Origin of the sequence: Streptomyces sp. NPDC001604 (assembly GCF_042893475.1) — a bacterium.
Lineage (GTDB): Bacteria > Actinomycetota > Actinomycetes > Streptomycetales > Streptomycetaceae > Streptomyces.
Map to the genome: position 1 here is coordinate 517,093 of NZ_JBIAUY010000001.1, position 26,271 is coordinate 543,363.

At 71.2% G+C, this 26,271-nt stretch carries 25 protein-coding genes and 1 pseudogene; 5 read left to right on the forward strand and 21 right to left on the reverse strand.

Going from position 1 to position 26,271, the window contains the following annotated elements:
- Positions 1-103 precede the first annotated feature (103 nt).
- Together ACFY1E_RS02440 and ACFY1E_RS02445 are read left to right on the forward strand one after the other, a co-directional pair.
- A complete protein-coding gene (locus ACFY1E_RS02440; protein ID WP_389070452.1) occupies positions 104-1,417 on the forward strand; it encodes an ammonium transporter in 1,314 nt (437 codons plus the stop codon).
- Positions 1,414-1,752 (forward strand): P-II family nitrogen regulator, encoded by a 339-nt coding sequence (locus tag ACFY1E_RS02445; protein ID WP_389070454.1) that lies wholly within the window; start codon positions 1,414-1,416, stop codon positions 1,750-1,752. The genes ACFY1E_RS02440 and ACFY1E_RS02445 overlap by 4 nt, the downstream gene beginning before the upstream one ends.
- 32 nt (positions 1,753-1,784) lie before the next feature.
- On the opposite strand, the gene ACFY1E_RS02450 is transcribed toward ACFY1E_RS02445, so the two are convergent.
- From ACFY1E_RS02450 to ACFY1E_RS02500, 11 genes and pseudogenes are all read right to left on the reverse strand, one after another.
- Positions 1,785-2,801, reverse strand: coding sequence for a WxL protein peptidoglycan domain-containing protein (locus ACFY1E_RS02450; RefSeq protein WP_389070457.1), 1,017 nt, complete (start codon positions 2,799-2,801; stop codon positions 1,785-1,787).
- A 64-nt stretch (positions 2,802-2,865) separates the two neighbouring features.
- Positions 2,866-4,179 (reverse strand): beta-xylosidase, encoded by a 1,314-nt coding sequence (locus tag ACFY1E_RS02455; protein WP_389070459.1) that lies wholly within the window; start codon positions 4,177-4,179, stop codon positions 2,866-2,868.
- Between the two features lie 140 nt (positions 4,180-4,319).
- Positions 4,320-4,793: a hypothetical protein gene (locus tag ACFY1E_RS02460; protein WP_389070462.1), complete on the reverse strand. Its 474-nt coding sequence runs from the start codon at positions 4,791-4,793 to the stop codon at positions 4,320-4,322.
- Positions 4,794-5,000: 207 nt separating this feature from the next.
- On the reverse strand, positions 5,001-5,354 hold the full coding sequence (locus tag ACFY1E_RS02465) for a cytidine deaminase (RefSeq protein WP_389070464.1): 354 nt from the start codon (positions 5,352-5,354) through the stop codon (positions 5,001-5,003).
- A gap of 32 nt (positions 5,355-5,386) precedes the next feature.
- Entirely contained in the window at positions 5,387-5,746 is a 360-nt protein-coding gene (locus tag ACFY1E_RS02470; protein ID WP_389070467.1) for an MmcQ/YjbR family DNA-binding protein, read from the reverse strand.
- On the reverse strand, positions 5,743-7,050 hold the full coding sequence (locus ACFY1E_RS02475; RefSeq protein ID WP_389070470.1) for a hemolysin family protein: 1,308 nt from the start codon (positions 7,048-7,050) through the stop codon (positions 5,743-5,745). The genes ACFY1E_RS02470 and ACFY1E_RS02475 overlap by 4 nt, the downstream gene beginning before the upstream one ends.
- Positions 7,047-7,544: an rRNA maturation RNase YbeY gene (gene ybeY, locus ACFY1E_RS02480; RefSeq protein ID WP_389070472.1), complete on the reverse strand. Its 498-nt coding sequence runs from the start codon at positions 7,542-7,544 to the stop codon at positions 7,047-7,049. The genes ACFY1E_RS02475 and ybeY overlap by 4 nt, the downstream gene beginning before the upstream one ends.
- A gap of 13 nt (positions 7,545-7,557) precedes the next feature.
- On the reverse strand, positions 7,558-8,631 hold the full coding sequence (locus ACFY1E_RS02485) for a PhoH family protein (RefSeq protein WP_389070475.1): 1,074 nt from the start codon (positions 8,629-8,631) through the stop codon (positions 7,558-7,560).
- A gap of 143 nt (positions 8,632-8,774) precedes the next feature.
- The gene (locus ACFY1E_RS02490; RefSeq protein WP_389070478.1) at positions 8,775-9,911 is read right to left on the reverse strand and encodes a carbohydrate kinase family protein; all 1,137 of its coding nucleotides are present in this window, start codon (positions 9,909-9,911) and stop codon (positions 8,775-8,777) included.
- A gap of 169 nt (positions 9,912-10,080) precedes the next feature.
- Positions 10,081-11,370, reverse strand: a complete 1,290-nt coding sequence (locus ACFY1E_RS02495; protein WP_389070480.1) for a glucarate dehydratase family protein — start codon at positions 11,368-11,370, stop codon at positions 10,081-10,083.
- A pseudogene (locus ACFY1E_RS02500) lies at positions 11,367-12,365 on the reverse strand (5-dehydro-4-deoxyglucarate dehydratase). Before ACFY1E_RS02500 ends, ACFY1E_RS02495 begins: the two are co-directional and overlap by 4 nt.
- A gap of 105 nt (positions 12,366-12,470) precedes the next feature.
- On the opposite strand from ACFY1E_RS02500, the gene ACFY1E_RS02505 reads away from it, so the two are divergent.
- Both ACFY1E_RS02505 and ACFY1E_RS02510 read left to right on the forward strand, forming a co-directional pair.
- On the forward strand, positions 12,471-13,250 hold the full coding sequence (locus ACFY1E_RS02505; RefSeq protein ID WP_389070483.1) for an IclR family transcriptional regulator: 780 nt from the start codon (positions 12,471-12,473) through the stop codon (positions 13,248-13,250).
- 222 nt (positions 13,251-13,472) lie between these two features.
- Positions 13,473-14,663: an MFS transporter gene (locus ACFY1E_RS02510; RefSeq protein WP_389070485.1), complete on the forward strand. Its 1,191-nt coding sequence runs from the start codon at positions 13,473-13,475 to the stop codon at positions 14,661-14,663.
- Here the strand turns inward: ACFY1E_RS02510 and ACFY1E_RS02515 are convergent.
- From ACFY1E_RS02515 to hrcA, 10 genes are all read right to left on the reverse strand, one after another.
- Positions 14,660-15,649: an adenosine deaminase gene (locus ACFY1E_RS02515; protein WP_389070488.1), complete on the reverse strand. Its 990-nt coding sequence runs from the start codon at positions 15,647-15,649 to the stop codon at positions 14,660-14,662. The genes ACFY1E_RS02510 and ACFY1E_RS02515 overlap by 4 nt on opposite strands.
- 20 nt (positions 15,650-15,669) lie before the next feature.
- A complete protein-coding gene (locus ACFY1E_RS02520; protein WP_389070490.1) occupies positions 15,670-16,602 on the reverse strand; it encodes a ribonuclease Z in 933 nt (310 codons plus the stop codon).
- A gap of 6 nt (positions 16,603-16,608) precedes the next feature.
- Positions 16,609-16,962, reverse strand: coding sequence for a histidine triad nucleotide-binding protein (locus ACFY1E_RS02525; protein WP_344402428.1), 354 nt, complete (start codon positions 16,960-16,962; stop codon positions 16,609-16,611).
- A 65-nt stretch (positions 16,963-17,027) separates the two neighbouring features.
- The gene (locus ACFY1E_RS02530) at positions 17,028-20,225 is read right to left on the reverse strand and encodes a S41 family peptidase (RefSeq protein WP_389070493.1); all 3,198 of its coding nucleotides are present in this window, start codon (positions 20,223-20,225) and stop codon (positions 17,028-17,030) included.
- A gap of 45 nt (positions 20,226-20,270) precedes the next feature.
- The gene (locus ACFY1E_RS02535; protein ID WP_389070495.1) at positions 20,271-20,828 is read right to left on the reverse strand and encodes a hypothetical protein; all 558 of its coding nucleotides are present in this window, start codon (positions 20,826-20,828) and stop codon (positions 20,271-20,273) included.
- Between the two features lie 77 nt (positions 20,829-20,905).
- The gene (locus ACFY1E_RS02540) at positions 20,906-21,298 is read right to left on the reverse strand and encodes a VOC family protein (protein ID WP_389070497.1); all 393 of its coding nucleotides are present in this window, start codon (positions 21,296-21,298) and stop codon (positions 20,906-20,908) included.
- 19 nt (positions 21,299-21,317) lie between these two features.
- Positions 21,318-22,070, reverse strand: coding sequence for a 16S rRNA (uracil(1498)-N(3))-methyltransferase (locus ACFY1E_RS02545; protein WP_389070500.1), 753 nt, complete (start codon positions 22,068-22,070; stop codon positions 21,318-21,320).
- Positions 22,067-23,143, reverse strand: coding sequence for a nitronate monooxygenase (locus ACFY1E_RS02550; protein ID WP_389070502.1), 1,077 nt, complete (start codon positions 23,141-23,143; stop codon positions 22,067-22,069). The genes ACFY1E_RS02545 and ACFY1E_RS02550 overlap by 4 nt, the downstream gene beginning before the upstream one ends.
- Before the next feature lie 90 nt (positions 23,144-23,233).
- Positions 23,234-24,370 carry a molecular chaperone DnaJ gene (dnaJ, locus tag ACFY1E_RS02555; RefSeq protein ID WP_351470861.1) on the reverse strand — a complete coding sequence of 379 codons (1,137 nt, stop codon included), beginning with the start codon at positions 24,368-24,370 and terminating at the stop codon, positions 23,234-23,236.
- The gene (gene hrcA / locus ACFY1E_RS02560; RefSeq protein ID WP_389070503.1) at positions 24,371-25,387 is read right to left on the reverse strand and encodes a heat-inducible transcriptional repressor HrcA; all 1,017 of its coding nucleotides are present in this window, start codon (positions 25,385-25,387) and stop codon (positions 24,371-24,373) included.
- A gap of 152 nt (positions 25,388-25,539) precedes the next feature.
- On the opposite strand from hrcA, the gene ACFY1E_RS02565 reads away from it, so the two are divergent.
- Positions 25,540-26,268, forward strand: a complete 729-nt coding sequence (locus ACFY1E_RS02565; RefSeq protein WP_389070506.1) for an MBL fold metallo-hydrolase — start codon at positions 25,540-25,542, stop codon at positions 26,266-26,268.
- Positions 26,269-26,271 lie beyond the last annotated feature (3 nt).

Genomic DNA, 26,271 nt, shown 5'->3' on the forward strand with positions numbered 1-26,271 from the left:
CAGGAAACCTCCACGCAACGAAACATCACGGAAACACGCCCGTGCAGAACCGGAAACGCACGCCGGTGACCCTCTGACGAGCCCCCACCTCGATGGAGACGACGTGACGACCCTCGCCGCAGCGCACGCGGACACCGGCGACACCGCCTGGCTGCTCGCCGCCACCGCTCTCGTCCTGCTGATGACCCCGGGCCTCGCCCTCTTCTACGGCGGCATGGTCCGCACGAAGAGCGTCCTCAACATGCTGATGATGAGCTTCGTGTCGATCGCCCTGGTCACGGTGGTGTGGCTGGCCGCCGGGTACTCACTGGCCTTCGGCGACGACATCGGCGGCGGGCTCATCGGCGGACTGAGGCACGTCGGCATGGCGGGCCTCGGCCCGGACAGCGTGCAGGGCACCGTGCCCACCCTGCTCTTCGCCACCTTCCAGCTCACCTTCGCGATCATCACCGCCGCGCTCATCAGCGGCGCGATCGCGGACCGCGTGAAATTCGCGGCCTGGCTGGTCTTCGTGCCGGTGTGGGCGCTGCTCGTATACGTTCCCGTCACCCACTGGGTGTGGGGCCCCGGCGGCTGGATCGCGCACCGCCTCGGCGCCCTCGACTTCGCGGGCGGACTCCCGGTGGAAATCACCTCGGGTGCCTCCGGTCTGGCGCTGTGCCTGGTCCTCGGCCCGCGGCTCGGCTTCAAGAAGGACGCGATGCGTCCGCACAACCTGCCCATGGTGATGCTGGGCGCGGGCCTGCTCTGGTTCGGCTGGTTCGGCTTCAACGCGGGTTCGGCACTCGGCGCCAACGGTCTCGCCGCGGCCGCCTTCCTCAACACCCTCGCCGCCGGCTGCACCGGCCTGCTCGGCTGGCTCTTCGTGGAGCAGAAGCGCGACGGGCATCCCACCACGCTGGGCGCCGCGTCCGGCGCCGTCGCCGGTCTGGTCGCCATCACCCCCTCCTGCGGCTCGGTCTCGCTGCTCGGCGCCCTGGTCGTGGGACTCGCCGCCGGTGTCGTCTGCTCGTACGCCGTGAGCTGGAAGTTCAGGCTCAACTACGACGACTCGCTCGACGTCGTCGGCGTCCACCTGGTCGGCGGCATCATCGGCACCCTCCTCATCGGCGTCTTCGCCGAGAAGGCCATGACCGGCTCCACCGAGGGTCTCCTCTACGGCGGCGGGCTCGGCCAGCTCGGCAAGCAGCTGGTGGCCGTGGTCGTCGTGGCCGCGTACGCCTTCCTCGTGACGTACGGCATCGGCAAGCTGATCGACAAGGCGATGGGCTTCCGGGCGAGCGAGGAGCAGGAGTACAAGGGCCTGGACCTTACGGTGCACGCCGAGACCGCATACGATCACGGCGTCCTGGGCCACGGCGCCCCGGTCTCGTCCTCCGTCCTCTCCCCCGCGCAGAAGGTCAAGTCCCAGGCATGAAGCTCATCACCGCGATCGTCAAGCCCTACCGCCTCGACGAGGTGAAGACGGCCCTCCAGGAGCTGGGCGTGCACGGTCTGACCGTGACCGAGGCCAGCGGGTACGGCCGGCAGCGCGGCCACACCGAGGTGTACCGCGGCGCGGAGTACCAGGTCGACCTCGTCCCCAAGGTCCGTATCGAGGTCGTCGTCGAGGACGCCGAGTCGGACGCCGTGATCGACGCGATCGTCAAGGCCGCGCACACGGGGAAGATCGGGGACGGCAAGGTGTGGGCGGTGCCGGTCGAGACGGTCGTACGGGTACGGACGGGAGAGCGCGGCCCGGACGCGCTCTGAAACCCTTTGCCACCCGGGCCGCGTGACGGAGCTCACCTCCTCGCCGCGGCCCGCTCCCGTCGGACGCCCCGCGCCGCGGCGACGACAGCTTCGAGCGCCGTGCCGCGACCACGGACGCCCCCTGCCCTGCGCGCCCTGATCACCAGGGCGACCCCCACCACCAGCGCCGCCGACAGCAGCAGTGCTGCCGCCCACGGCAGCGCGAGGAAGGACGCGCTCGCCGACTCCCGGGTGTCCTGGGCGCTGGCCGTCAACGTGACGTCTCCCCAGTCGAGTTGGGGCGCGCCCTGCCATGGTTCGGTGAGGTGGACGCGCTGGCCCGGCAGCAGTTCGGAGGGGATGCGGGACAGGTTGCGGGCCAGGAGCGTACGGCCGAACAGGCCCTCCGCACGCAGTTCCACCTTCGGGTCGAGGGTGACGTTTCCGGTGTTGTGCAGGGTGTAGGAGACGGTCGCCGTGCTGTCGCCGAGGCCGGGGACGAGCGGCTGGTGGTGGACGACGTGGACGTTCTCCACGGAGATCGCGGGGAGGGTCGGGCCGCCGACGCGCAGATAGACGCGTGCGGCTACCGCCCGCTGCACACCGAGCGCGAGGGAGCCGTCGCCCTTGTCGATCTTTTCGTCGAGGGCCACGAGCGCACCCGGGTGGTCGCCCGGTTCGGCGCCCTCGGGCACATGCAGCGTGAAGGGGACGGTGACCCTGCCGTGCGGCGGGACGGTCACGCGTGACTTCGCGGGCTTCGCCCAGGCACCGACGCCCCGCTGCTTCTCCTGCACCGTCCTGACGGCGAAACCGCCGTCGCGGGGGGTGTTGTAGGCGTCGGCGGCATACAGCCGGAAGCTCAGCGGCTGCCCGGTCCTGTTCGCCACGACCACCTTGTCCTCGATGGTCGTCCCGGGGTCGGCGGAGAGGTAGAAGTACGGGCGGGCGGCCACCTTGGAGGCGGCCGGGTAGACGGACCAGCTGCCGTTGTCGGCGGCGCGCGCGGGTGCGGGCGCGACGAAGAGGGCCAGGAAGAGGCCCAGGAGGATGACGTACGGCTTGCGCATGGGTGCGGACCCCCACGGACTTCGGCGGGACGAGGGGAACGGGCGGGTGCGGACGCCCGTACGGTCAGCTGAGCGTCAGGGTGAGCACGCCCGCGTACGACCCGGGGGGCGTGAACGCCGGTACGTCCAGGGAGAGCCCCGCGTTCGCCGTGAACTCGCCGCCGGTCAGCGTGCCGTTGGGGGTGGACGCCAGGGTCGCTCCCGAACTGCCCACCGTGCCCGCCGAACCTGCCTGGCAAGTGCTCGGGCTGCCCGCCTTGGTGGTGCAGGCAGGGGTCCAGCTCAGCTTCCCGGCATCGATCTTGGCGCCGGGACCGGTGAAGTCGGTGACCTTGCCGGTGAGGGACCAGCCCGCGGGTCCGCCACGGAAGTCCTTCACGGTGACGGCGTTCAGGGCACCGGTGGAGGCCCCGCCCTTGCCGAAGTCGACCGCCGAGAGCGCGACGGAGTCCCCGGCCTGGGACATGGACAGCGTGCCCCCCTTCACCGTGGTGGTGACCTTCTGACTGCCGGCCGGAACAGGGGTGGTGTCGTTCACGACGTAGGCCGCGGGCCCCGCCCCTTTTCCGGCGCTCCACGCACTTCCCTCGTACGCCACGATCCCCGTCGTCGTCTTGTCGTTGACGACGAGGGAGCCGCTGAAGGAGCCGTCGGCAGAGGCGGTGACCGTCGCCTTGTCCGCGGTCTGGGTGTCCCCGGAGCGCCCGGCGAGGGTGACGGTCGCGCCCGGCGTGAACTTGCTGCCGGTGACGGTGACGGCGGCACCGACGTTCCCGGAGGCCGAACCCAGCGTGATGGCACGGTTGTTGACCGGGGTGGCGTCCGTCGCCGTGACGGTCTGGGAGACCGGGGCGGGCGGGTTGGTCACCGTGCACGGGGTGTCCAGTTCGAGGATGTAGCTGGTGTGGATGTTGTAGTCGCCGGGCGAGAGCGTGATCGCACCGGCCGCGGTGACCTTGAAGGTGCCGGTCATGGAGAACGACGGGAAGGGGCCGTTGCCCGGCACCGGGTCGTTCTTCTTGGGTCCGGCGACCGTCACGTCGCCCGTCTGCGCACCGCCGAGAGTCACCTTGCCCGTGGGCGTCATGATGTCGGCCGGCAGGGCGATGGCGGTGGGGTTGCTGGCGGCGGGCTTGACGACGGTGTAGGTGACGGTGACGGTGTCGCCGACCTTCGGACTGGCGTTGTCCACCGCGATGCTCGCGGTCGTCGTACCGTCGATCGGCGGGATGCCCGCGACCGCGGGCGGGATGCAGTGCGTGGCGAAGTCCACGTTGGTGGCTGCACCGGCCGGACAGGCCAGCGCACCACCCGCGGTGACCACGAGCACGGTCCCGCCGAGCAGCGACGCCCAACGGCGTCTTCGGGTTGAACCCATGGGTGTGCCCCCTTCTTTCAGCGCTCACTGGGGGCATTGATGTGGGGATTGCGTGAGAAGTCAATGGAGAAGTCGAAATGAACTGATGGGCCGTCAGTTTCCGTCTGTCTCGCGGAAACTGACGGCCCGTCGGCAGCGGCTCAGTCGAACACGAACGGTCCCGGCGACTGCGGGCCGGTCGCGGTGCAGGTGATGGTGATGCCGAAGACGGTCATCTGCAGCGAGCCGCCGTAGGCCTCCAGGCTGTCGCCGGAGGCGACGGTGCCGGAGAGCGGGCCGACGGTGACTGGGTCGCCGGCGGCCATCGCCGGGTTCCTGGTGCCGGTGAAGGCGGTGCTGCCGCCGCTCGCGTCGACCAGGGTGAGCGTGGAGGAGATCGAGTCCTGGGACAGGGCGATCGGCGCGGTGATGGCGGACGTGACGGTGATGGTGGCCGCCGTGCCGTCCTGGGTGGCCGTGAGTGTGGCCTGCCCGCCGCCGAAGCTTCCGCAGTCGGCGGTGATCGTCGCCGACTGCGGAGTGACGGCGAGGGCACTGGGCGCGAACGCGAGCGAGACGGCCGCGAGGGCCCCCACCGCGACTGCCGCACCTGTACTGATCCGTTTGGCTCTCATGGGGATCCGGCTCCCTTCCCGAAGCTGGGAACTGCCATGTGGGGATGGATGGGAGAGGTCCGTACGGACAGCCGGCAGGCGCGGTGCGGGGCGCCGGTGCGGGGTGGAGTGAATCTGACGGTCCGTCGGAACTACCGGTTCCATTGATGCCCGTGAGGTGAAGAAACGGCAAGGGTGAATTCCGGACGGATCTGAAGCGGCCGGTTTTCAGCCTGCGGTGGCGGTGGTCCGTACCGTTCCGTCGGGCCCGGCGACGAGCACCGGCGTCCCGGCCCCGCCCAGATCCCGTACGGCAGCCAGGTCCTGGGCCGAGGCCGATTCGGCTTCCGTCACCACGGCCGCCGCCTCCAGGGACTTCGCCCCGGACGCCACCGCCATGGCCACCGCCGTCTGCAGCGCACTCAGCTGCAGCGAGGCCAGGTCGACGGTCCCGGCGACATACGTACGGCCCGTCTCGTCCCGTACGGCGGCCCCCTCGGGCACTCCGTTGCGGGCCCGAGCGGAACGGGCCAGGGTGACGATCTTGCGGTCCTCGGGGTCAAGCGCGCTGCTGTCGGTCATGAGCCGAGCATACGTACCGTGTGCGGGTGCACTCAGGAGCGGTCGAGGCGGAGCCGCTCGGCGCGCGGCAGTCCGGCCACCACCAGGTCGTAGGAGTCCTCGATGAGCTCCCGGACCAGCCGGTCCGGCAGGTCGCCGTCGACCGTGACGGTGTTCCAGTGGCGCTTGTTCATGTGGTAGCCGGGGATGATCAGGCCCTCGTACTCGCTGCGGAGCCGGATCGCGTCCTCCGGGTCGCACTTGAGGTTGACCGTGAGGGGGCGGGCATCCAGCCAGCTCAGGGCGAACATCTTGCCCAGTACCTTGAAGACCGAGACGTCCGGGGCGAAGGGGAAGTCCTCCACCGCCGCGTTGAAGGACAGGCAGAAGCCGCGCAGTTCCTCGGGCTTCACTCCTCTTTCGCCTCCTCCTTGGGCAGGTCCGCCGGATCCACGGGCTCCACGAGCACGGTCACGATCTTGTTCCGGCGGCCGGCGGCGGCCTCCGCGGTCAGTCGGAGCTGTCGCCCGTCGGGCACCTCCACGACCGCCGACGCCCCGGCGATGGGCACCCGGCCGAGCGCCTTGGCGAGCAGTCCGCCGACGGTCTCCACGTCCTCGTCGTCGTACTCGTCGAGCCCGTACAGCTCGCCGAGGTCGGTGATGTCGAGGCGGGCGGTGACCCGGTAGCGGTCCTCGCCGAGGTCCTCCACCGGCGGCAGCTCACGGTCGTACTCGTCGGTGATCTCGCCGACGATCTCCTCGAGGATGTCCTCGATGGTGACGATGCCGGCCGTGCCACCGTACTCGTCGATGACGACGGCGACGTGGTTGCGGTCCTGCTGCATCTCGCGCAGCAGATCGCCGGCGTTCTTGGTGTCGGGCACGAACGCGGCGGGCCGCATGGCCGTGGACACCAGCTCGCTCTCGGCGTCCCGGCTGATGTGCGTCTTGCGGGCCAGGTCCTTCAGATACACGATGCCGACGATGTCGTCCTCGCTCTCCCCGGTGACCGGGATGCGCGAGAAACCCGAGCGCAGCGCGAGGGTCAGGGCCTGGCGGATCGTCTTGTAGCGCTCGATGACGATCAGGTCGGTGCGCGGGACCATGACCTCCCGCACGAGGGTGTCGCCGAGCTCGAAGACCGAGTGCACCATGCGGCGCTCCTCGTCCTCGATCAGCGACTCCGCCTCGGCGAGGTCGACCAGCGCCCGCAGCTCCGCCTCGGAGGCGAACGGGCCGCGTCGGAAACCCTTGCCGGGGGTCAGCGCATTGCCGATGAGGATGAGCAGGGACGGGATCGGCCCCATGATCCTGGCCAGCGGCAGCAGCACGTACGCCGCGGCCGTCGCCGTGTTCAGCGGATGCTGGCGGCCGATGGTGCGCGGGGAGACGCCGACGGCGACGTACGACACCAGGACCATCACGCCGATCGCGGCCAGCAGGGCACGGGTGGTGCCGGAGAACTCCTGCAGACAGGCGTACGTCACCAGGGCCGCGGCCGCCATCTCGCAGGCGACGCGGACCAGCAGCGCCACATTGAGATAGCGGGTCGGGTCGGCGGCCACCTGGGCGAGCTTCGCGCTGCCGCGCCGGCCGGAGCGTACGGCCTCCTCGGCGCGGAAGCTGGAGACGCGCGCGATGCCCGCCTCCGCGCAGGCGGCGAGCCAGGCGACCACGACCAGGGCGATCGCGCCCGCGACGATCTGGGGACTCATGAGACGGTCGGGGCCGGGGACGGACCGGTCAGGCCCTTCTCCGCGCGCCAGCCGTCCACGATCGCCGCCTGCAGACCGAACATCTCGGCCTTCTCGTCGGGCTCCTCGTGGTCGTACCCGAGGAGATGCAGCACCCCGTGGACGGTGAGCAGTTGGAGCTCCTCGTCCATGGAGTGCCGGGTGTGCGCTTCCTCGCCCTGCTTCTTGGCGACCTCCGGGCAGAGCACGATGTCGCCGAGGAGGCCCTGCGGGGGCTCGTCGTCGTCCTTCGACGGCGGACGAAGCTCGTCCATCGGGAAGGACATGACGTCCGTCGGCCCCGGCAGGTCCATCCACTGGATGTGCAGCTGCTCCATGGCGTCGGCGTCCACGACGATCACCGAGAGCTCGGAGAGCGGGTGGATGCGCATTCGCGCCAGTGCGTAGCGGGCGATGTCGAGGATCGCCTGCTCGTCGACCTCGGTTCCGGACTCGTTGTTGACGTCGATCGACATGGTGCTGCTCGGTCTACTTCCCCTTGTGCCCGGACTGCCTGCCCCGGCCGCCCTTGTGGGTGCCGTTCTCGGTGCCGTGCTTGCTGTCGTACTTCTCGTACGCGTCGACGATACGGCCGACCAGCTTGTGCCGTACGACATCGTGGGACGTGAGGCGCGAGAAGTGGACGTCGTCGAGGCCCTCGAGGATGTCCTGCACCTGGCGCAGGCCCGACTTGGTGCCGGTCGGCAGGTCGACCTGCGTCACGTCACCGGTGATCACGATCTTCGAGTCGAAGCCGAGCCGGGTGAGAAACATCTTCATCTGCTCGGGCGAGGTGTTCTGGGCCTCGTCCAGGATGATGAAGGCGTCGTTCAGCGTGCGGCCCCGCATGTAGGCGAGCGGCGCGACCTCGATCGTGCCCGCGGCCATCAGCCGGGGGATCGAGTCCGGGTCGAGCATGTCGTGCAGCGCGTCGTACAGCGGGCGCAGATACGGGTCGATCTTCTCGTAGAGCGTGCCGGGCAGGAAGCCCAGCCGCTCGCCCGCCTCGACCGCGGGCCGGGTCAGGATGATGCGGTTGACCTGCTTGGACTGCAGGGCCTGCACCGCCTTGGCCATGGCCAGGTACGTCTTGCCGGTGCCGGCGGGGCCGATGCCGAAGACGATCGTGTGCTTGTCGATCGCGTCGACGTACCGCTTCTGGTTGAGGGTCTTGGGGCGGATCGTGCGGCCGCGCGAGGAGAGGATGTTCTGGGTGAGGACCTCGGCCGGGGTCTCCTGGCCTTCGCCCTCGCCGTTCTCACTCGCTCTGAGCATCGCGATCGAGCGTTCCACTGCGTCCTCCGTCATCGGTTGCCCGGTGCGGAGCACCAGCATCATCTCGTCGAACAGGCGCTGGATCATGGCGACTTCCGCGGGGGCGCCGACCGCGCTGATCTCATTGCCCCGGACATGTATGTCGGCCGCCGGGAAGGCCTTCTCGATCACGCGCAGAAGGGAGTCGCCGGACCCCAGAACGGTCACCATGGGGTGCTGGGCGGGGACGGTGAACTCTGCTCTCGCCTGCCCCTGCGCGGGGGTGTGAGCTGTGGGTGTCTGAGTCATGGGCCGGCTCTGTAGGCCTTGCTCGTCCTCCTCGAAACGGCACGCCAGCCACGTGGGCTGCCCTGGCGGTTCCAAGGGTACGCCGGGGGACTGACAACGCCGTAGGCCTTTTCGGCACACGTGTTTCGCACCGGTGGCAGTGCTCAGGCCGACCTGAACCCGATCGTCGGCACGGCCCTGCGCCGCGGCCACGGTCTCGCGGCCTCCCCCTGAGGGATCAGGCGCTCCAGGAACGCATACCGTCGCAGTGCCGCCGGGTCCTGACCCTCCACCGACTGCACCTTCCGCCACCAGGCCGCGATCTCCGACCACCCCGGTGCCGACAGCGAGCCCCCGAACTCCTGGACGGACAGCGCGGCGGTCAGCCCCGCGAAGGCCAGCCGGTCCGCCAGTGGCCAGTCCGCGAGGGTGCCGGTGACGAAGCCCGCGACGAACACATCGCCCGCGCCGGTCGGGTCCAGGGCCTCCACGGCGATCGCGGGCACCTCGGCGGTCTCCCCGGTGCGCCGGTCGACGGCGTACGCGCCCTCCGCGCCGAGGGTGACCACCGCGAGCGGAACGTGCTCGGTGAGGGCGTGGGCGGCGGCGCGCGGGGAGGTGGCGCCCGTGTACCGCATGGCCTCCTCCGCGTTCGGCAGGAAGGCCTCGCAGTGTTCGAGGTCGGTCAGGCCCGCCAGGTCCCAGGCGCCGGTCTCGTCCCAGCCGACGTCGGCGAAGACACGGGTGCCGTGGTGCGCGGCCTGGGCGATCCAGGGGGCGCGCCTGCCGGGGGTGAGGGAGGCGACGGCGGCACGCGCGCGGGGCGCGCCCCCCAGGCTGAACACGGTCTCGGGGGGTGGCTCGTGACCGTGGGAGACCATCGTGCGCTCGCCCTCGTACGCCATCGACACGGTGACCGAGGAGTGCCAGCCGGGGACCCTGCGCGAGGTGGACAGGTCGATGCCCTCGCCCTGCTCCAGGGCGTCCCAGCAGTACTCCCCGTAGTGGTCGTCGCCGAAGGCCGCCGCGAGGGAGGTCCTCAGCCCCAGGCGGGCCAGTGCGGTGGCCATGTTGGCGACGCCACCGGGGCTCGACCCCATCCCGCGTGCCCAGGACTCGGTGCCGCGCACCGGGGCGGAGTCGAGCCCGGTGAAGATGATGTCGAGGAAGACGGGACCGGTGAGATACACGTCCCAGGGGGGATCGTCCGGGGTGCGCAGCAGGGCCAGCGGGTCGACCTGTGCCTGGCACTCCGGTCCCGCTGTGACGGGTGCTGGTCCCTTCCCGTTGGACGCGCTCACGGTGCACTCCCTGACATGGTGCGGATCAGGCCAGTGTGCACCATCTTTCAGCCCGTCCGGCGTCTGATCTTTCAGCCCGTCCGGCGTTTGAGGACGAGGCCGTCAGGCCGAAAGGGGGGTCTGGGGGCGCAGCCCCCAGGGGACGGGAATGGGGAGGGCGGCGGGGGCGCTACCACCGGGGCACCGCGGGCGTCACCCACCCCGGCTCGGCGACCCGCATGGCCGCCGCGTCGTCCCGCTCGCGCAGCGAACCGTCGTCGTCCAGCCACCGCTGATGCAGAAACCCCAGCTTGGCGCGGTCGAGCTCGACACCGAGCCCCGGCGCATCGGAGACAGCGACCTTCCCACCCTCGAACGTCAGCCGCGCGCCGAGCACATCCTCCGACTGCCACGGATAGTGCGAGTCACACGCATGGTGCAGGTTCGGCACGGTGGCCGCCACATGCGTCATCGCGGCCAGACTGATCCCGAGGTGGGTGTTGGAGTGCATGGACACCCCGACCCCGAAAGTGCGGCAGATCGCGGCCAGTTGCTGCGTGTTGCGCAGCCCGCCCCAGTAGTGGTGGTCCGACAGCACCACCTGCACGGCGTCCCGCGTGAAGGCCTCCTTGATCTCGGCGAAGGTCGTCACGCACATGTTGGTGGCGAGCGGCACCCCGGTCGCGGCGGAGACCTCGGCCATGGCGGGGGTGCCGAGCGCCGGGTCCTCCAGGTATTCGAGGACGTCCCCGAGCTCCTCGGCCACCTTCAGCGAGGTCTCCACGGACCAGGCGCCGTTGGGGTCGAGCCGCAGCGGATGGCCGGGAAACGCCTCCGCGAGGGCCCGTACGGCGGCGATCTCCTCGTCCGGCGGGAAGACACCGCCCTTCAGCTTGAACGACGTGAACCCGTACCGCTCCTTGAAAAGCCGGGCCTGCTCCACCACCCCGGCCGGGTCCAGGGCGGCACCCCAGTCGTCCTTCTCGCAGGCCACGCCCTCGGGGTGGTCGGCCCACTTGTAGAACAGGTAGGCGCTGTACTCGACCGCGTCGCGCACCTTGCCGCCGAGCAGCGCGTGCACGGGCAGGCCGAGCGCCTTGCCGAGGGCGTCGAGACAGGCGACCTCGAAGCCGGAGACGACGGACAGCCGCAGCTTGTCGGCGGTCTGGACACCGCGCAGGCCGCCGACGTCGATCTGGTTCCGGACCCGCGCGGAGTCCACGGAGACCTCGTCGGCGATCACGAACAGACCGTTCAGATCGCTGACCTGACGGCCCTTCAGTTCGTCGGCGAAGGGCCGGGCGAGCTCCAGGTACTTGGTGTCTCCGTAGGTCTCGCCGACACCGGTGATCCCGTCGGCCGTCACCACCTCCACGATCAGCCGCGGGGTGTACGGCTGGTGGACGCCCTGCGTGTTGAGGAGGGGCGGGTCGGCGACCAGGATCGGCGTGAGCCGTACGTCGGTGATGGTGAGGTTCACAGCGCGGCTCCTACGAGGTCAGTCCGGTGGTGAGCAGGGCTTCGAGGTCGGCCAGGTCGCCGGCCGAGGGGTCGGTGAGCGGGACGCGCACGGGGCCGACGGGGCGGCCGCGCAGCCGGGCCGCCGCCTTGACCAGCGACACGGCGTATCCCGGTACGCGGTCGCGCAGCTCCACGAACGGGACGTAGAAGTCACGCAGCAGCCGCTCCACCGCCTTGTCGTCGCCGTCGCGCAGGGCCGCGAAGAAGGCGTTCGCGATCTCGGGGGCGAAGGCGTGCACGGCCGAGGAGCAGGCGGGGATGCCGACGGTGGCGATGGGGGTCCCCCCGCGCGAGCGTGTTCGAGCGTGGGGGAGCGGGCCTGGATCTCGGCGGTGGACGCGCCGTTGAAGAACAGGAAGCCCTCGGGTGCGGCGAGGGTCAGGCGCTGGAGGCGGTCGAGGTCGCTGTGGCCGTCCTTGAGGCCGATGACGTTCGGGACGGCCGCGATCCGCCTCAAGGAAGCTGCCGTGCAGGCGACCTGACCGCGCTGGTAGGCGATGAGCGGCAGCCGGGTGCGGGCGGCGATCTGCTCCAGCTGTGCGACGAGGCCCTCCTGCGGGGCGGCGACCAGGTAGTGCGGCAGGACGAGCAGCGCGTCCGCGCCGGCCTCCTCGGCGATGCGGGCGAACCGGACGGCCTGCGCCCAGCCGTACCCGATCCCGGCGACCACGGGCAGGCGCCCGCCCGCCTCCTCGACGGCGATGGTCACGACCTGGCGGTACTCGTCCTCGTCCAGCGAGAAGAACTCGCCGGTGCCGCAGGCGGGGCTGCATCCGATATGCGGCTCCGCCGCGTGGCGGCGCCGGGGCCGGTGGCGATCTGCGCGGCGACATGGGCTCGGAAGCCCTCCGGGTCGAGCGAGCCGTCACCGTGGAAGAACGTCAGCGGGAAGGAGAGCACTCCTCTTTCCATCCCGTCGCGCAGCCTCCGCGCAGCTGTCTCCGCCTCACCCATGACGTCTCCCCATGTAGATGTCATCCATGTATGAAAACAGAGCCTAGATATGCGAACAGCAGCAGTCAACGGTCCGGTCCGGCCCGGGCCGACTAACATCGCCCCATGTCGGACACAGGTGGCGGCGTACGCGAGGTGAAGTCCGCCGCGCGGACGGTCGAACTGCTGGAACTGCTCGCCGCCCGCGGCGACCGCCCGGCACGGCTTCAGGAGCTGGCGGACGAGCTGGGCGTGCCGCGCAGCTCGATGTACGCCCTGCTGCAGACCCTGATCAGCCGGGGCTGGGTGCGTACGGACGTCACCGGTTCGCTCTACGGCATCGGAATCCACGCCCTGCTCACCGGCACCAGCTACCTCGACTCCGACCCGCGCGTGCGCCTCGTACGGCCGTATCTCGACGAGGCGTCCGAGGCGCTCGGCGAGACCATCCACATGGGGCGGCTCGACGGGCGGGACGTGGCGTATCTGGCGACGCGGGAATCGCACGAGTATCTGCGGACCATCAGCCGCGTCGGCCGCCGGCTGCCCGCGCACGCGGGCGCCCTCGGCAAGGCACTGCTGGCCGAGCGGGACGACGACGAGCTGCCCGAGGGGCCGTACGAGGCGCTCACACCCGACACGCACACCGGCCCGGAATCACTGGCGGCGGATCTCGCGAGGGTCCGCACCCGCGGTTACTCGGTCGACCGCGAGGAGGGCGTGGCCGGAATCGTCGGTTTCGGCTTCGCGCTGCGCTACGACGTCCCCGCACAGGACGCGATCAGCTGCTCGGTGCCGGTGGCTCGGCTGACGCCGGAACACGAGGAGCGGATCGTGGCGGTGATGCGGGAGATCAGGGCGAAGGTGGAGGCGACGGCGGTCGGCGGGACCGTTCACTGGCGTTAGCCCTGTCGGCCTGAGCGGCCTCGTCCTCAAACGCCGGACAGGCTGAAATGCCGTTTGCTACCCGGCCCCTCCCGCCCCAAACGCAACGTGCGCCACATCACACCCCCCGCGCTTCTTTCCCGAACCGCGTGCTTGATACAAATTCTCCGCGCGTTCCTGTCCGTCGACGGTCGGCGCCCAACCCCTCTTGAGCCGCTTCTTTCGCATGCCCTGGGAACGCCCGTGTCCGCCCCTCGCACCACCGCCTGGCCCCTCGTCGCCCTTTTCACGGCCGGGTACCTCGCTCCGTATCTGCTGCCGACGACCGTCGGACGGCTCGACTCGGGGCTTCCGCTCTCCGCGACCGAGGCGGGTGCCCTCGGCAGTGCGCTGCTGCTGAGTTCGGCCACGGCCGGCTTCCTGCTCGCCTCCCGCGTCGACCGCATCGGCCCCCGCACGCTGGCCCGCATCGGCCTCGTGCTCGCGATCGTCGGCTACGGCGGCGCCGCGCTGACCCACTCGATCCCCGCGGTCGTCGCGGGCGCGCTCGTCGGCGGTTTCGGCTCCGGTACGGCGACGACGGTCGCCGCCACCGGGATCGCCGCCCAGCCGGACCCGCACCGGACCACCACGCTCGGCCTGCTCGGCGTCTCCGCGCTCGCGGGTGCCGTCTATCTGGCGGTTCCCCACCTGGGTGCGGGCCACGGGCAGCCGCTCGCCGCGCTCGCGCTCACCGCGCTCGCCGTCTGGCCGCTCACCGGCCGGCTCCCGGTCCGTACGGCACTCGCGCACAGCCCCCTCGGCGGCACCCCTCTCCCCCACCGGCGCTCCGGTCTGGTCCTGGCCCTCGCCATGTTCTGCTGGTCGCTCGTGCAGAACGCGCTGTGGGGGGTCAGCGGCCGTATCGGCCTGGCCCAGGCACACCTCGCGGAGGCCACCGTCGGTGCCGTCTTCGCGGTGGCGCTCGGCGCGGGGCTGCTGGGGGTCGTGTGCGCGGGGGCGGTCGGGCCGCGGTTCGGCCGTGCGCTGCCCATCGGAGCGGGAACGGCGCTGATCTCCGGCTGCATCGTGCTCAGCGCGTCCGCGACCGACCTGACGAGCTTCGCGAGCGGTGAGATCGCCTGGAACGTGCTCTACCCGGTCGTCCTGTCGTACGTGATCGGCCTGGCCGCCTCCCTGGACCCCCGCGGACGCTGGGCGGTCCTCGTCGGCTCGGCGTCCTCCCTCGGAACGGCGGTGGGCCCGCTGACCGGCAGCGTGCTGGCGGCGCAGGCGGGGTTCCCGGTGATGGGTGCGGTCCTGGCCGTGGGACTGCTGGTGATCACCGTCCCGATGACGGCCGTGGCCCTGCGGGCCGGCAGGCGGCCCCTCGCGGTCGTGGAGATCCCGGTGGAGACACCTGCTCGGCACGCCTACGACACGACGGCCGCCTAGAACTCGTACGCCTCCACCTCGGAGAGATACCGCGCCCGGCGCTCCTCGTCGTCCTCCAGGAAGGACGCGAGGAACGAGTTGCGGGCCAGTTCGCGCAGGCGGTCCTCGGTCAGACGAAGAGTGCCCTGTACGGCCTCGAAGTTGTCGCCGACGTACCCGCCGAAGTACGCGGGATCGTCGGAGTTGACCGTGCACACCAACCCCGCGTCCAGCATGGTCGGCAGCGGGTGCTCGGCGAGGGTGTCGACCGTCCGGAGGCGCACGTTGGACAGGGGGCACAGCGTCAGCGGGATGCGGTCGCGGACCAGCCGCTCGACCAGCTCGGGGGATTCCATGCACCGCAGCCCGTGGTCCACGCGCTCCACGCCGAGCACGTCCAGCGCCTCGGCGATGTACTCCGGCGGGCCCTCCTCCCCGGCGTGCGCCACCCGGCGCAGCCCGAGCGCGGCGGCGGCCTCGTACACCTCGCGGAACTTCATCGGCGGGTGCCCGACCTCGGCGGAGTCGAGACCGACTCCGGTGATCCGGTCCAGGTACGGCTTCGCGGCCTCCAGGGTCTGCAGCGCCGACTCGGCGGACTCGTCCCGCAGGAAGCACAGGATCAGCCGGGTGGAGATGCCGTGGTTCGCCTCGCTGCTCCCCAGCGCCCGCCACAGCCCCTCGACGACCGTGCCCATGGGGACCCCCCGCGCAAGGTGCGCCTGCGGGTCGAAGAAGATCTCCGCGTGCCGCACGCCCTGCGCGGCGGCGCGGGCCAGATAGGCGTTCGCGAGGTCCTCGAAGTCCCGCTCGGTGCGCAGGACGGCCATGAGCTCGTAGTACAGGTTCAGGAAGGACTGGAGGTCCTCGAACTGGTACGCCTTGCGGAGCTCGCCCGTGTCGGCGTACGGCAGCTCGACGCCGTTGCGGGCGGCCAGTTCGAACGCGAGCTCCGGCTCCAGGGTGCCTTCGATGTGCAGGTGCAGTTCAGCTTTGGGGAGGGGCATCAAAGCATCGTACGGGCGCCTTACCGGCGTTTCGGAACCGGCACCCGCAGAAGATCGTGCGCGACCGTCAGCTCGCCCTCGAAGCCCGCCGCCCGTGCCTGCCGCTCGAACTCTCCCCCAGACTCCGTCCGGGAGGTGCCCCCAGGTTCGGTGTACCGCTGGCTGAAGTGCGTGAGCACGAGGTGCCGTACGCCCGCGTCCCGCGCCACCGCCGCCGCCTGGCCCGCGGTCAGATGGCCGTGCTCGACCGCGAGGTCGGTGTCCTCGTCGAGGAACGTCGACTCGATGACGAGCATGTCGCAGCCTTCGGCGAGCGCGTACACCCCGTCGCACAGCCGGGTGTCCATGACGAACGCGAACCGCTGGCCGCGGCGCACCTCGCTGACGTCCTCCAGGGACACCCCGCCGAGCGCGCCCTCCCGCTGGATACGGCCGACGTCCGGGCCCTTGATGCCGTGCGCGGCGAGACGGTCGGGGAGCATGCGGCGGCCGTCGGGTTCGGTCAGCCGGTAGCCGTAGGACTCGACCGGGTGGGAGAGCTTGCGGGCTTCGAGGGTGTACGAGGGCGTGACGGCCAGGGGGCCGTCCGTGTCGACCGGGGCCTCGGTGAGGTCGACCGTCTCGCGGTAGGCGGTGGCGTAGCGCAGACGGTTGAAGAAGCGCTGCCCCGAGCGTGGGTAGTGCGCGGTGATCTCGTGCGGGACCTTGTCGAGGTTGATGCGCTGGATGACGCCCGCGAGGCCCAGGGAGTGGTCACCGTGGAAGTGCGTGACGCAGATCCGGTTGAGGTCGTGCGCCGCGGCCCCGGCACGCAGCATCTGGCGCTGTGTGCCCTCGCCGGGGTCGAACAGGATGCCCTCGCCGTCCCAGCGCAGCAGATAGCCGTTGTGGTTGCGGTGCCGGGTGGGGACCTGGCTGGCGGTGCCGAGGACCACCAATTCACGTACGGACACGGTCGGTTATCCGGGGGGCCACTGCAGGCCGCGGCCGCCGAGGACGTGCGCGTGGGCGTGCCAGACGGTCTGGCCGGCGCCGGCGCCCGTGTTGAAGACGATGCGGTAGCTCTCCAGCTTGTCCTCGTCGGCGACGGACTGCGCCTCGCGGAGCACGTCGGCGGCGAGTTCCGGCGCGCCGGCGGCGAGCGCGGCGGCGTTCTCGTAGTGCGCCTTGGGGATCACCAGGACATGGGTGGGCGCCTGGGGGTTGATGTCCCGGAAGGCGACGGTGGTCTCCGTCTCGCGGACGATCGTCGCCGGCACATGCCCCGCGACGATCTTGCAGAACAGGCAGTCGTCCTGCGGCTCCCCTGCCATGTGGTCTCCTCAAGCCGGTTGATCGATCACGCTGATCGAGTACGGGGGCATCGTATCCAGGGACGTCAGTCCAGGCTCGGGGGTGTCTTGGCGGGGGTCTCCTCCAGGGCGGCCAGCGCGAGGCGGATCGCCTCGTCCAGCTGGACGTCCCGTCCCGCCGCGTGGTCCTGCGGCCGCTGGACCACCTCCACGTCAGGGTCCACCCCGCGGTTCTCGACGTCCCAGCCGTAACCCTCCAGCCAGAAGGCGTACTTGGGCTGGGTGACGAGCGTGCCGTCGACCAGGCGGTAGCGGCTGTCGATGCCGATGACACCGCCCCAGGTCCGGGTGCCGACGACCGGGCCGATGCCGAGCGCCTTGATGGCCGCGTTGACGATGTCGCCGTCGGAGCCGGAGAACTCGTTGGCGACGGCGACCACGGGCCCGCGGGGCGCGTCCTGCGGATAGCTGTACGGCCGCAGTCCGCGCGGCACGGCCCAGCCGACGATCCGCCGCGCCAGCTTCTCCACGACGAGCTGGGAGGTGTGACCGCCCCGGTTCTCCCGGACGTCCACGACGAGCCCCTCCCGGGCCACCTCCACCCTCAGGTCCCGGTGGATCTGGGCCCAGCCCGGCGCCTGCATGTCGGGGACGTGTAGATAGCCGATCCGCCCACCGGACTTCTCGTGGACGTAGGCCCGCCGGTCCGCGACCCACGCGTGGTACCGCAGCGGCTCCTCGTCCGCGACCGGCACGACCACCGCGTGCCGCACCTCGCCCCCGCCGGCCGGCGAGATCGTCAGTTCGACCGGCTTGCCCGCCGTGCCGACGAGCAGCGGCCCCGGCCCGGTCACCGGGTCCACCGGCTGCCCGCCCACCGCGGCGATCGCGTCCCCGGCCCGCACCGCGACGCCCGGCGCGGCCAGCGGGGAGCGGGCGTCGGGGTCGGAGGTCTCGGTCGGCAGGATGCGGTCGATGCGCCAACTGCCGTCCTGGTGACGGGAGATGTCGGCGCCGAGGAGCCCTTGCCGGGGCCCGTTGCCGTATCCGCGGTTCGGCATCACATAGGCGTGCGAGGTGCCTAGCTCGCCGTGCACCTCCCACAGCAGATCGACGAGGTCGTCGTGGGTGGCCACCCGGTCCAGGACCGGCCGGTAGCGGTCGAGCACGCCGGTCCAGTCGACGCCGCTCATGTCCGGCCGCCAGAAGTGGTCCCGCATGATGCGGCCGGTCTCCTCGTACATCTGCCGCCACTCGGCCGAGGGATCGACGGTCTGCCGCACCCGGGTCAGGTCGACGGTGATGTTGGTGTCGCTGGCGTCGTCGTTGGACGCGCGCCGGTCGCTGGGTACGACCTTCAGCCGTCCGTCGGTCCACAGCAGGACGCGCTTGCCGTCGCCGCTGACCCGGAAGTGGTCGGCATCGGCGGCGAGGTGCTCCAGGCGGTGCTGGACGAGGTCGTAGCGCTCCAGCTCGGTCTTGGGGTCCGGATCGTCCGGGGTGGCCCTGGACACCCCGAGGACGCCCTGCACCGGGTGGCGCAGCCACAGCACGCCGTCCTTCGCGGCCCGCAGGTTCGAGTAGCGGGCGGCCTCGACCGGGAAGGGCACGATCCGGTCGGCGAGACCTTCGAGGTCGATGCGGGTGGCCGGGGTGCCCTCGCTGTCGGGGGTCTCGTCCTTGTCGGGGGTGTCGAAGGGGCGTCCGTGCCGCTGCGGGCCGAAGGGGGAGGGGGTGGTCGCCGCGAGGGTGATCAGGTGCGGGCGGTCGCCGACCACGAAGGCGAGGTCGAAGACGTGCTCGTCGTAGACCGGGTCGAAGGAGCGGTTGGAGAGGAACGCGAGGTGTTTGCCGTCGAGGGTGAAGGCGGGCGCGTAGTCCCGGAAACGCAGCGGGGTCGCCTCGGTGACCGTCAGGTCGGTGGTGTGGGCGATGCGGAGCTGGCGCAGCGGGCGCGGGCCGGGGTGCGACCAGGCGAGCCAGGCCGAGTCGGGCGAGAAGACGAGACCGGTGACGTCCCCGTCCTCGCTGCGGTCGATCTCGCGGACCTCGCCGGTCTCCCGCTCGACGAGCAGAACGCGGCCGTCGTGCGCGGCGACCGCGGCCCGGCTGCCGTCGGGTGCCATGGCGAGCCCGAGGACGCGGCCGAGTCGTCCGGCGGCGAGGCGGCGCGGGGTGGCGCCGGGTGCCAGACCGGTGGCGGGTGCGAACTCCAGGGCGTCCTCGCCCTCCGCGTCCGTCACCCACACCACCCATTCCTCGCCCTCGGCGCGGAAGGTGCGCGGCAGCCGGGCCCGTACGCCGGGTTCGGCGGCGAGCGCCCGGGTGGGTCCGGAGCGGTGCGTGACCCAGTGGACGGCTCCGCGCACGGCGACCGCGCTGCCGCGTGCGGTGTGGTCGGGGGCGGCCGAGCCGAACCAGCGGGAGGCGTTCACGGCGAACGGCTGACGCTCGGCGCGCTGGCCGCCGAGCCGGATGTCGAGCCTGCGGGGCTCGGCGCCGTCCAGGTCGTCGAGGACCCACAGCTCACCGGCCGAGGAGTAGACGACACGGGTGCCGTCGCCGGAGGCGTGCCGGGCGTAGAAGCCGTCGAGGGGCGTGTGCCGGCGCAGGTCGGAGCCGTCGGCGAGGGAGGAGTACACCGCCCCGACCCCCTCGTGGTCGGACAGGAAGGCGATGCGCTCCCCCGCCCACACCGGGAACTCCAGGTTCCCGTGGAGCTCTTCATGCAGCCGTACGAATTCGCCCTGCCCCTCCCGGTCGATCCACAGCTTGCCCGCCGTGCCCCCGCGATACCGCTTCCACCAGGCGGCCTCGCGCCCCATGGGTGCGGACAGCAGGACGGTGCTCGGCCCGTGGGCGACATGCCCGACGAGGCCGTACGGCAGGACCGTCGACGGTCCGCCGTCGAGCGGGACGGAGTGCGCCCAGCTGCGGCGCAGGTTCGCCTGGCCGTGAGTGGTGATCGCGAGGACCTGTCCGTCCGGGGTCCAGCCGCGCACCTGGGTGCGCCAACTGCCCCAGTGGGTCAGCCGCTTGGCGGGTCCGCCGGCAACCGGGGCGATGTGCACCTCGGGGGCTCCGTCGCGGGTGGAGGTCCAGGCGACGGTCGTGCCGTCGGGCGAGATGCGGGGCAGGGTGACCGGTGTGTTGTCCGCGCTGACCCGCCAGGCACGTCCGCCGTCGACGGGGGCGAGCCACACGTCGTCCTCTGCGGTGAAGGCGACCAACTCGCCCCACAGGTGCGGGAACCGGAGGTAGGCAGGCGTCGCAGACTGTGTCACCCGATCACCCTAAGCAGTGGCACCACTCCAGGTCAGCGCTTTGGATCACTTGCCCTCGACGGGCCAGCACTTCGGATCGCCCTTGCACCAGATGGTCCGGGTGACGGTCACGGTGACGGTGGCGCCGGGCTGACCGCCGTTTCCGCCCGGGTTGTGGACGATGGGCGACGGTGTCGCGTTGCAGTTGCCGAGCCCCGTCACATGGAACCACTGTTTGCCGCCCACCTTGGCGATGAGGTCGCCGCGCACACAGGCACCGTCGACGGCGCGGGTGACCTTGCCGGTGACGGTGATCTCCCGCCGGTCCTTGGTCTGCCCCTGGCAGTCGACGTCGGCGACGGTGGTCTCGCTCGCCGAGGGCGCCGTCCGCGTGGAGACCTTGTTGTTGCCGTAGTTGGCGGTGCAGCTGAGCCACTGCACGTCGACGTGCTGCCGCTTCAGCTCCTTGGTCGCGGTCTGGTCGGTCGTGTACGCCACGGCCGCCGAGTTCAGCCCGCCCGGGTCACAGGCCACCGCGCCACCGACGCCCAGGACGGCAAGCACCGTCGCGGCCGCCACCCGCCGTCCTCGCGGCCGCCTCCAAATCCGCCTCAATGCCCCCATGGACGGCAGCCTGCCACCGTGGGCCGTCCGGCGGTAGAGCGCATACGGTCACGAAAGCGCCCGCGGGCGCCTATCGGTCAGCCGCGCAGCAGCAGCCACTCCTGCAACTCGACCAGGTTGCCCTCGGGATCCTTGAGATGGGCGACCCGCATGCGGTCCGTCATGGGGGCCGGGCCGTGCAGGAGGATCGCGCCCCGGGTGGCGATCTGTTCGCAGTAGGTGTCGAGGTCATCGACGCGCAGCACCACCAGGGAGCGGTGGCCCGTTGCCGTGTCGCCCAGTTCGTCCAGCACCTCGGCCATCATCGAACGGTCCTGGAGGGCGATGCCCGCCGAGCCGGTGGCCGGGCTGAACTTCTCGTACGGGCCCGCGGTCGCGCCCGACTGCGGCTTGAGGCCGAGGACCTCGGCGTAGAAGCGGTAGCAGGCGGCGAAGTCGCTGACCAGGAGCCGGACTTGGGCGAGTTCCATGGTGTTCCCCCGTGATCGTTCAGGACCAGCGGCCGGTGCGGCCCAGGAGCAGGGCGGTCGCCGCGGTGCCCGCGGTCGATGTACGCAGCACGCTACGCCCGAGCCGGTACGCCTTCGCACCCGTCTCGGCGAAGAGCGCCAACTCCTGCTCGGAGACGCCCCCTTCGGGGCCCACGACCAGCACGATCTCACCCGCGGAGGGCAGCTCGGCGGTGGCCAGCGGCTCACTTGCGTAGTCGCGGTCCTCGTGCAGTACGGCGGCGAAGTCGGCTTTGGCGAGAAGTGCGGCAACCTGCTTGGTCGTCGCCGCGTCCGCGACCTCCGGGAAGCGCAGCCGGCGGGACTGCTTGCCGGCCTCGCGGGCGGTGGCCCGCCACTTGGCGAGGGCCTTCAGCCCCCGCTCGCCCTTCCACTGGGTGATGCAACGGGCCGCCGACCACGGCACGATCGCGTCGACGCCGGTCTCGGTCATCGTCTCGACGGCCAGTTCACCGCGGTCGCCCTTGGGCAGGGCCTGGACGACGGTGATACGGGGGCTGGGCTCGGGCTCGACGGGGAACTCGACGGGCTCGACGAACAGCCGGTCCTTGCCCTCCGTCCGCACGACCGCACCGGCGGCACCGCGGCCCAGACCGTCGGTCAGCACCACGTCCTCGCCGGGCTGGAGCCGCCGCACGGACACCGCGTGCCGCCCCTCGGGGCCGTCCAGTTCGACGATCGAGCCGGGCCCGACGCCCGCCAGCGACTCGACGACGAACACCGGCGCGGTCATCGCAGGTCCCCCTTGCCCGACAACGCTGTCCTGGCCACGTCGATCTCGGCGGCGAGGACCTCCACCAGCTGCCCGGCCGGGAGCTCGCGCGCCATGCGGTGCCCCTGCCCCGCCCACAGCGCCATGCCCTGCGCGTCACCGGAGGCGGCGGCCTTCTTGCGCAGGGGCGAGGTGAGGTGGTGGACCTCCGGGTAGGCGGCCGGGGCGTACGGGCCGTGCTCGCGCAGGAACCGGTTGACCAGGCCGCGGGCCGGGCGCCCGGAGAAGGCCCGGGTCAGCTCGGTGCGCACGAACAGCGGGTTGGTGAGCGCCTGCTTGTGGACGGCGTTCGCACCGGACTCCGGGGTGGCCAGGAACGCCGTGCCGAGCTGGGCGGCGCTCGCGCCCGCCGCCAGCACCGCGGCGATCTGCCCGCCGCGCATGATGCCGCCGGCGGCGACGATCGGGATGCTCACGGTCTCTCGGACCTGGGCGACGAGCGGGAGCAGTCCAATGCCGGTGCCGTCCGCCTCCGGGTTGTCCCGGTGGGTGCCCTGGTGGCCGCCGGCCTCCACGCCCTGCACGATCACCGCGTCGGCGCCCGCCAGCTGCACGGCGAGGGCCTCCTCGGGGGTCGTCGCGGTGACCAGTGTGAAAGTGCCGACCCGGCGGAGGGAGTCGAGGACCTCGCGGCTCGGCACTCCGAAGTGGAAGGAGACCACCGGCACGGGGTCGTCCAGCAGCACGGCGACCTTGGAGTCGTAGGCGTCGTCACGGCCGCTGTCCGGATCGCCGAGCTCGGTCTCGTACCAGCCGGCCTCCCCGGCCAGCTGGTGGGCGTAGATCTCCACGGCACCGGGGTCGGCGTACTCGGGCTGCGGCATGAAGAGGTTCACGCCGAAGGGACGGTTCGTGATCCCCCGGAGCTGCTTGATCTCCTGGTACATGCCGTCGGCCGTCTTGTACCCGGCGGCGAGGAACCCGAGCCCGCCGGCCTCGCACACAGCGGCGGCCAGATGCGGCACGGAGACACCGCCCGCCATGGGGGCCTGCACGATCGGATGCGGGAAGAGATCGGTCAGTGCGGAGGACATGACGGCATGTTGTCACGTCCTCCGAACAAGTCCGAATCGGCCCTTCCCCTTGGCACGAGCCTGCACTTTCAGCCCGCCCGCAGCCACCCGTCAGCGCCCGTTGAACGCATCCTTCAACCGCGAGAACAACCCTTGCTGCCCCGGCTGGAACTGCCCCGTCGGCCGCTCCTCACCCCGCAGCTTCGCCAGCTCGCGCAGCAACCGCTCCTGCTCGGGATCCAGCTTCGTCGGCGTCTGCACCTCGACATGGACGATCAGGTCACCCCGCCCGCCACCGCGCAGATGCGTGACGCCACGCCCGTGCAGCGGGATCGACTGGCCGGACTGGGTGCCGGGCCGGATGTCGACCTCCTCCATGCCGTCCAGCGTCTCCAGCGGCACCTTGGTGCCGAGGGACGCGGCCGTCATCGGGATGGTGACCGTGCAGTGCAGGTCGTCGCCGCGCCGCTGGAAGGTCGGGTGCGGCAGCTCGTGGATCTCGACGTACAGGTCACCGGCGGGACCGCCGCCGGGGCCGACCTCGCCCTCGCCCGCGAGCTGGATGCGGGTGCCGTTGTCGACACCGGCCGGGATCTTGACCGTGAGGGTACGGCGGGACCGGACCCGGCCGTCGCCCGCGCACTCCGGGCACGGCGTCGGCACCACGGTGCCGAAGCCCTGGCACTGGGGACACGGCCGCGAGGTCATGACCTGGCCCAGGAAGGACCGCGTCACCTGCGACACCTCACCGCGACCGCGGCACATGTCACACGTCTGGGCGGAGGTGCCCGGCGCCGCGCCCTCACCGTTACAGGTGGAGCAGACGATCGCCGTGTCGACCTGGATGTCCTTCGTCGTGCCGAAGGCCGCCTCGTCGAGCTCGATCTCCAGCCGGATCATCGCGTCCTGGCCCCGGCGCGTACGCGAACGCGGTCCGCGCTGCGACGCCGTACCGAAGAACGCGTCCATGATGTCCGAGAAGTTCCCGAAGCCACCCGCGCCGAAGCCGCCCGCGCCACCGCCGCCCGCCTGGGACAGGGGGTCGCCGCCGAGGTCGTAGACCTGCTTCTTCTGCGGGTCGGAGAGCACCTCGTAAGCGGCGTTGATCTCCTTGAACCGCTCCTGGGTCTTCGGGTCCGGGTTGACGTCCGGGTGCAGCTCGCGCGCGAGCCGCCGGAAGGCCTTCTTGATCTCTTCCTGCGACGCGTCGCGACGCACGCCGAGAACGGCGTAGTAGTCCGTGGCCACTTACGACTCCGCCAGGATCTGTCCGACGTAACGTGCCACTGCGCGTACCGCTCCCATCGTTCCCGGGTAATCCATGCGGGTCGGTCCGACCACGCCCATCTTGGCGACTGCTTCGCCGCCCGAACCGTAGCCGACCGACACCACGGAAGTGGAGTTGAGTCCCTCATAGGCGTTCTCGTGCCCGATGCGCACCGTCATGCCCGAATCCCCCGCCTCGCCAAGCAACTTGAGGAGCACGACCTGCTCCTCCAGCGCCTCCAGGACGGGGCGGATGGTGAGGGGGAAGTCATGCCCGAAACGGGTCAGATTGGCGGTGCCGCCGATCATCAGCCGTTCCTCGTTCTCCTCGACCAGTGTCTCCAGAAGTGTGGAGAGCACTGTCGAGACCGTACCCCGGTCCTCGACGTCGAAGCCTTCGGGCAGGTCTTCCACGAGCCGCGGGACGTCGGTGAAGCGGCGGCCCGCGACCTTGCTGTTGAGCCGCGCCCGCAGATCCGCGAGCGAGGCCTCCCCGAACGGCGCCGGGCAGTCGACCATGCGCTGCTCGACCCGCCCGGTGTCGGTGATCAGCACGAGCATCACGCGCGCAGGGGCGAGCGAGAGCAGCTCCACGTGCCGCACGGTCGAACGGGTCAGGGACGGGTACTGCACGACGGCGACCTGCCGGGTGAGCTGCGCGAGCAGCCGAACCGTCCGCGCCACCACGTCGTCGAGGTCCACGGCGCCGTCGAGGAAGTTCTGGATCGCCCGCTTCTCGGGCCCGGACATCGGCTTGACGCCCGCGAGCTTGTCGACGAACAGGCGGTACCCCTTGTCGGTGGGGATGCGCCCCGCGCTGGTGTGCGGCTGGGCGATGAAACCCTCGTCCTCCAGGGCCGCCATGTCGTTGCGGACCGTCGCCGGGGACACGCCGAGGTTGTGCCGCTCGGTCAGGGCCTTCGACCCGACCGGTTCCTCGGTGCCGACATAGTCCTGGACGATGGCGCGCAGTACCTGCAGCCGTCGTTCACTCAGCATCCAGCGCACACCTCCAGAAGTCGTCCCCCAGGCACTTCGCCTGGCACTCTGTCCGTCCGAGTGCCAGCCGTTACCGGCCAGTGTACGGCGGTGGGGTACACCCGGGGCAAGGTCGGTCCCTGTTGAACAGGGCGTACCGCTAGCGTCGCCGTATGACGATGACTTGGGAAGAGCTGGGGTGGGAGCGGCTCGCGGCGGGAGTCGGGCGGTGCCGTCTTCCGGGCTGGGACTGCACGACGGGACTGGTCGTCGGGGCGGGCACGGCGCTCCTGATCGACGCGGGGTCGAGTCTCGCGGAGGGCGCACGGTTGCGTGCCGAGGCGCAGGAGCTCGCCGGTCACCGTGTGACTCATCTCGCGCTCACGCATCCCCATTTCGACCATGTCCTCGGCGCGGCGGCGTTCGCGGGCGCGGAGGTGTACGGCGCGGTGGGCATGGACGCGGTCTTCGAGGCGCGGCACGCGCGCGAGGAGCTGCGGGCGGACGCGGTGGGCAACGGACTGGACGCACACCTGGCCGAGGAGGCGGTGGACGCCCTGGTCGCGCCCCGGCATCACGTCTCCGGCGAGTGGACCCTCGACCTGGGCGGCGGCCGGCAGGTGCTGCTGGCGAACGTGGGTCCCGGCCACACAGCCCACGATCTCGTGGTCCTGGTCCCCGGCTCCCCGGAGGTCGTCTTCTGCGGCGACCTGGTGGAGGAGTCCGGCGAACCGCAGGCCGGTTCCGACGCCGTACCGTCGCACTGGCCGGCCGCCCTGGACCGGCTCCTCGACCTGGGCGGGGAGGACGCGCTGTACGTGCCCGGTCACGGAGCGGTGGTGGATGCGGGCTTCGTGCGGAGACAGCGGGACGAGCTGGCGGCACGTTTCGGCGTGTCGTAGCCG

Bases quoted from the DNA above. Each gene is read 5' to 3' on its own strand.
- ACFY1E_RS02445 (WP_389070454.1), top strand. From the start codon at position 1,414: ATGAAGCTCATCACCGCGATCGTCAAGCCCTACCGCCTCGACGAGGTG.
- ACFY1E_RS02450 (WP_389070457.1), bottom strand. From the start codon at position 2,801: ATGCGCAAGCCGTACGTCATCCTCCTGGGCCTCTTCCTGGCCCTCTTC.
- ACFY1E_RS02455 (WP_389070459.1), bottom strand. From the start codon at position 4,179: ATGGGTTCAACCCGAAGACGCCGTTGGGCGTCGCTGCTCGGCGGGACC.
- ACFY1E_RS02460 (WP_389070462.1), bottom strand. From the start codon at position 4,793: ATGAGAGCCAAACGGATCAGTACAGGTGCGGCAGTCGCGGTGGGGGCC.
- ACFY1E_RS02465 (WP_389070464.1), bottom strand. From the start codon at position 5,354: ATGACCGACAGCAGCGCGCTTGACCCCGAGGACCGCAAGATCGTCACC.
- ACFY1E_RS02475 (WP_389070470.1), bottom strand. From the start codon at position 7,050: ATGAGTCCCCAGATCGTCGCGGGCGCGATCGCCCTGGTCGTGGTCGCC.
- ybeY (WP_389070472.1), bottom strand. From the start codon at position 7,544: ATGTCGATCGACGTCAACAACGAGTCCGGAACCGAGGTCGACGAGCAG.
- ACFY1E_RS02485 (WP_389070475.1), bottom strand. From the start codon at position 8,631: ATGACTCAGACACCCACAGCTCACACCCCCGCGCAGGGGCAGGCGAGA.
- ACFY1E_RS02505 (WP_389070483.1), top strand. From the start codon at position 12,471: ATGTCGGACACAGGTGGCGGCGTACGCGAGGTGAAGTCCGCCGCGCGG.
- ACFY1E_RS02515 (WP_389070488.1), bottom strand. From the start codon at position 15,649: ATGCCCCTCCCCAAAGCTGAACTGCACCTGCACATCGAAGGCACCCTG.
- ACFY1E_RS02525 (WP_344402428.1), bottom strand. From the start codon at position 16,962: ATGGCAGGGGAGCCGCAGGACGACTGCCTGTTCTGCAAGATCGTCGCG.
- ACFY1E_RS02535 (WP_389070495.1), bottom strand. From the start codon at position 20,828: ATGGGGGCATTGAGGCGGATTTGGAGGCGGCCGCGAGGACGGCGGGTG.
- ACFY1E_RS02540 (WP_389070497.1), bottom strand. From the start codon at position 21,298: ATGGAACTCGCCCAAGTCCGGCTCCTGGTCAGCGACTTCGCCGCCTGC.
- ACFY1E_RS02545 (WP_389070500.1), bottom strand. From the start codon at position 22,070: ATGACCGCGCCGGTGTTCGTCGTCGAGTCGCTGGCGGGCGTCGGGCCC.
- ACFY1E_RS02550 (WP_389070502.1), bottom strand. From the start codon at position 23,143: ATGTCCTCCGCACTGACCGATCTCTTCCCGCATCCGATCGTGCAGGCC.
- hrcA (WP_389070503.1), bottom strand. From the start codon at position 25,387: ATGCTGAGTGAACGACGGCTGCAGGTACTGCGCGCCATCGTCCAGGAC.
- ACFY1E_RS02565 (WP_389070506.1), top strand. From the start codon at position 25,540: ATGACGATGACTTGGGAAGAGCTGGGGTGGGAGCGGCTCGCGGCGGGA.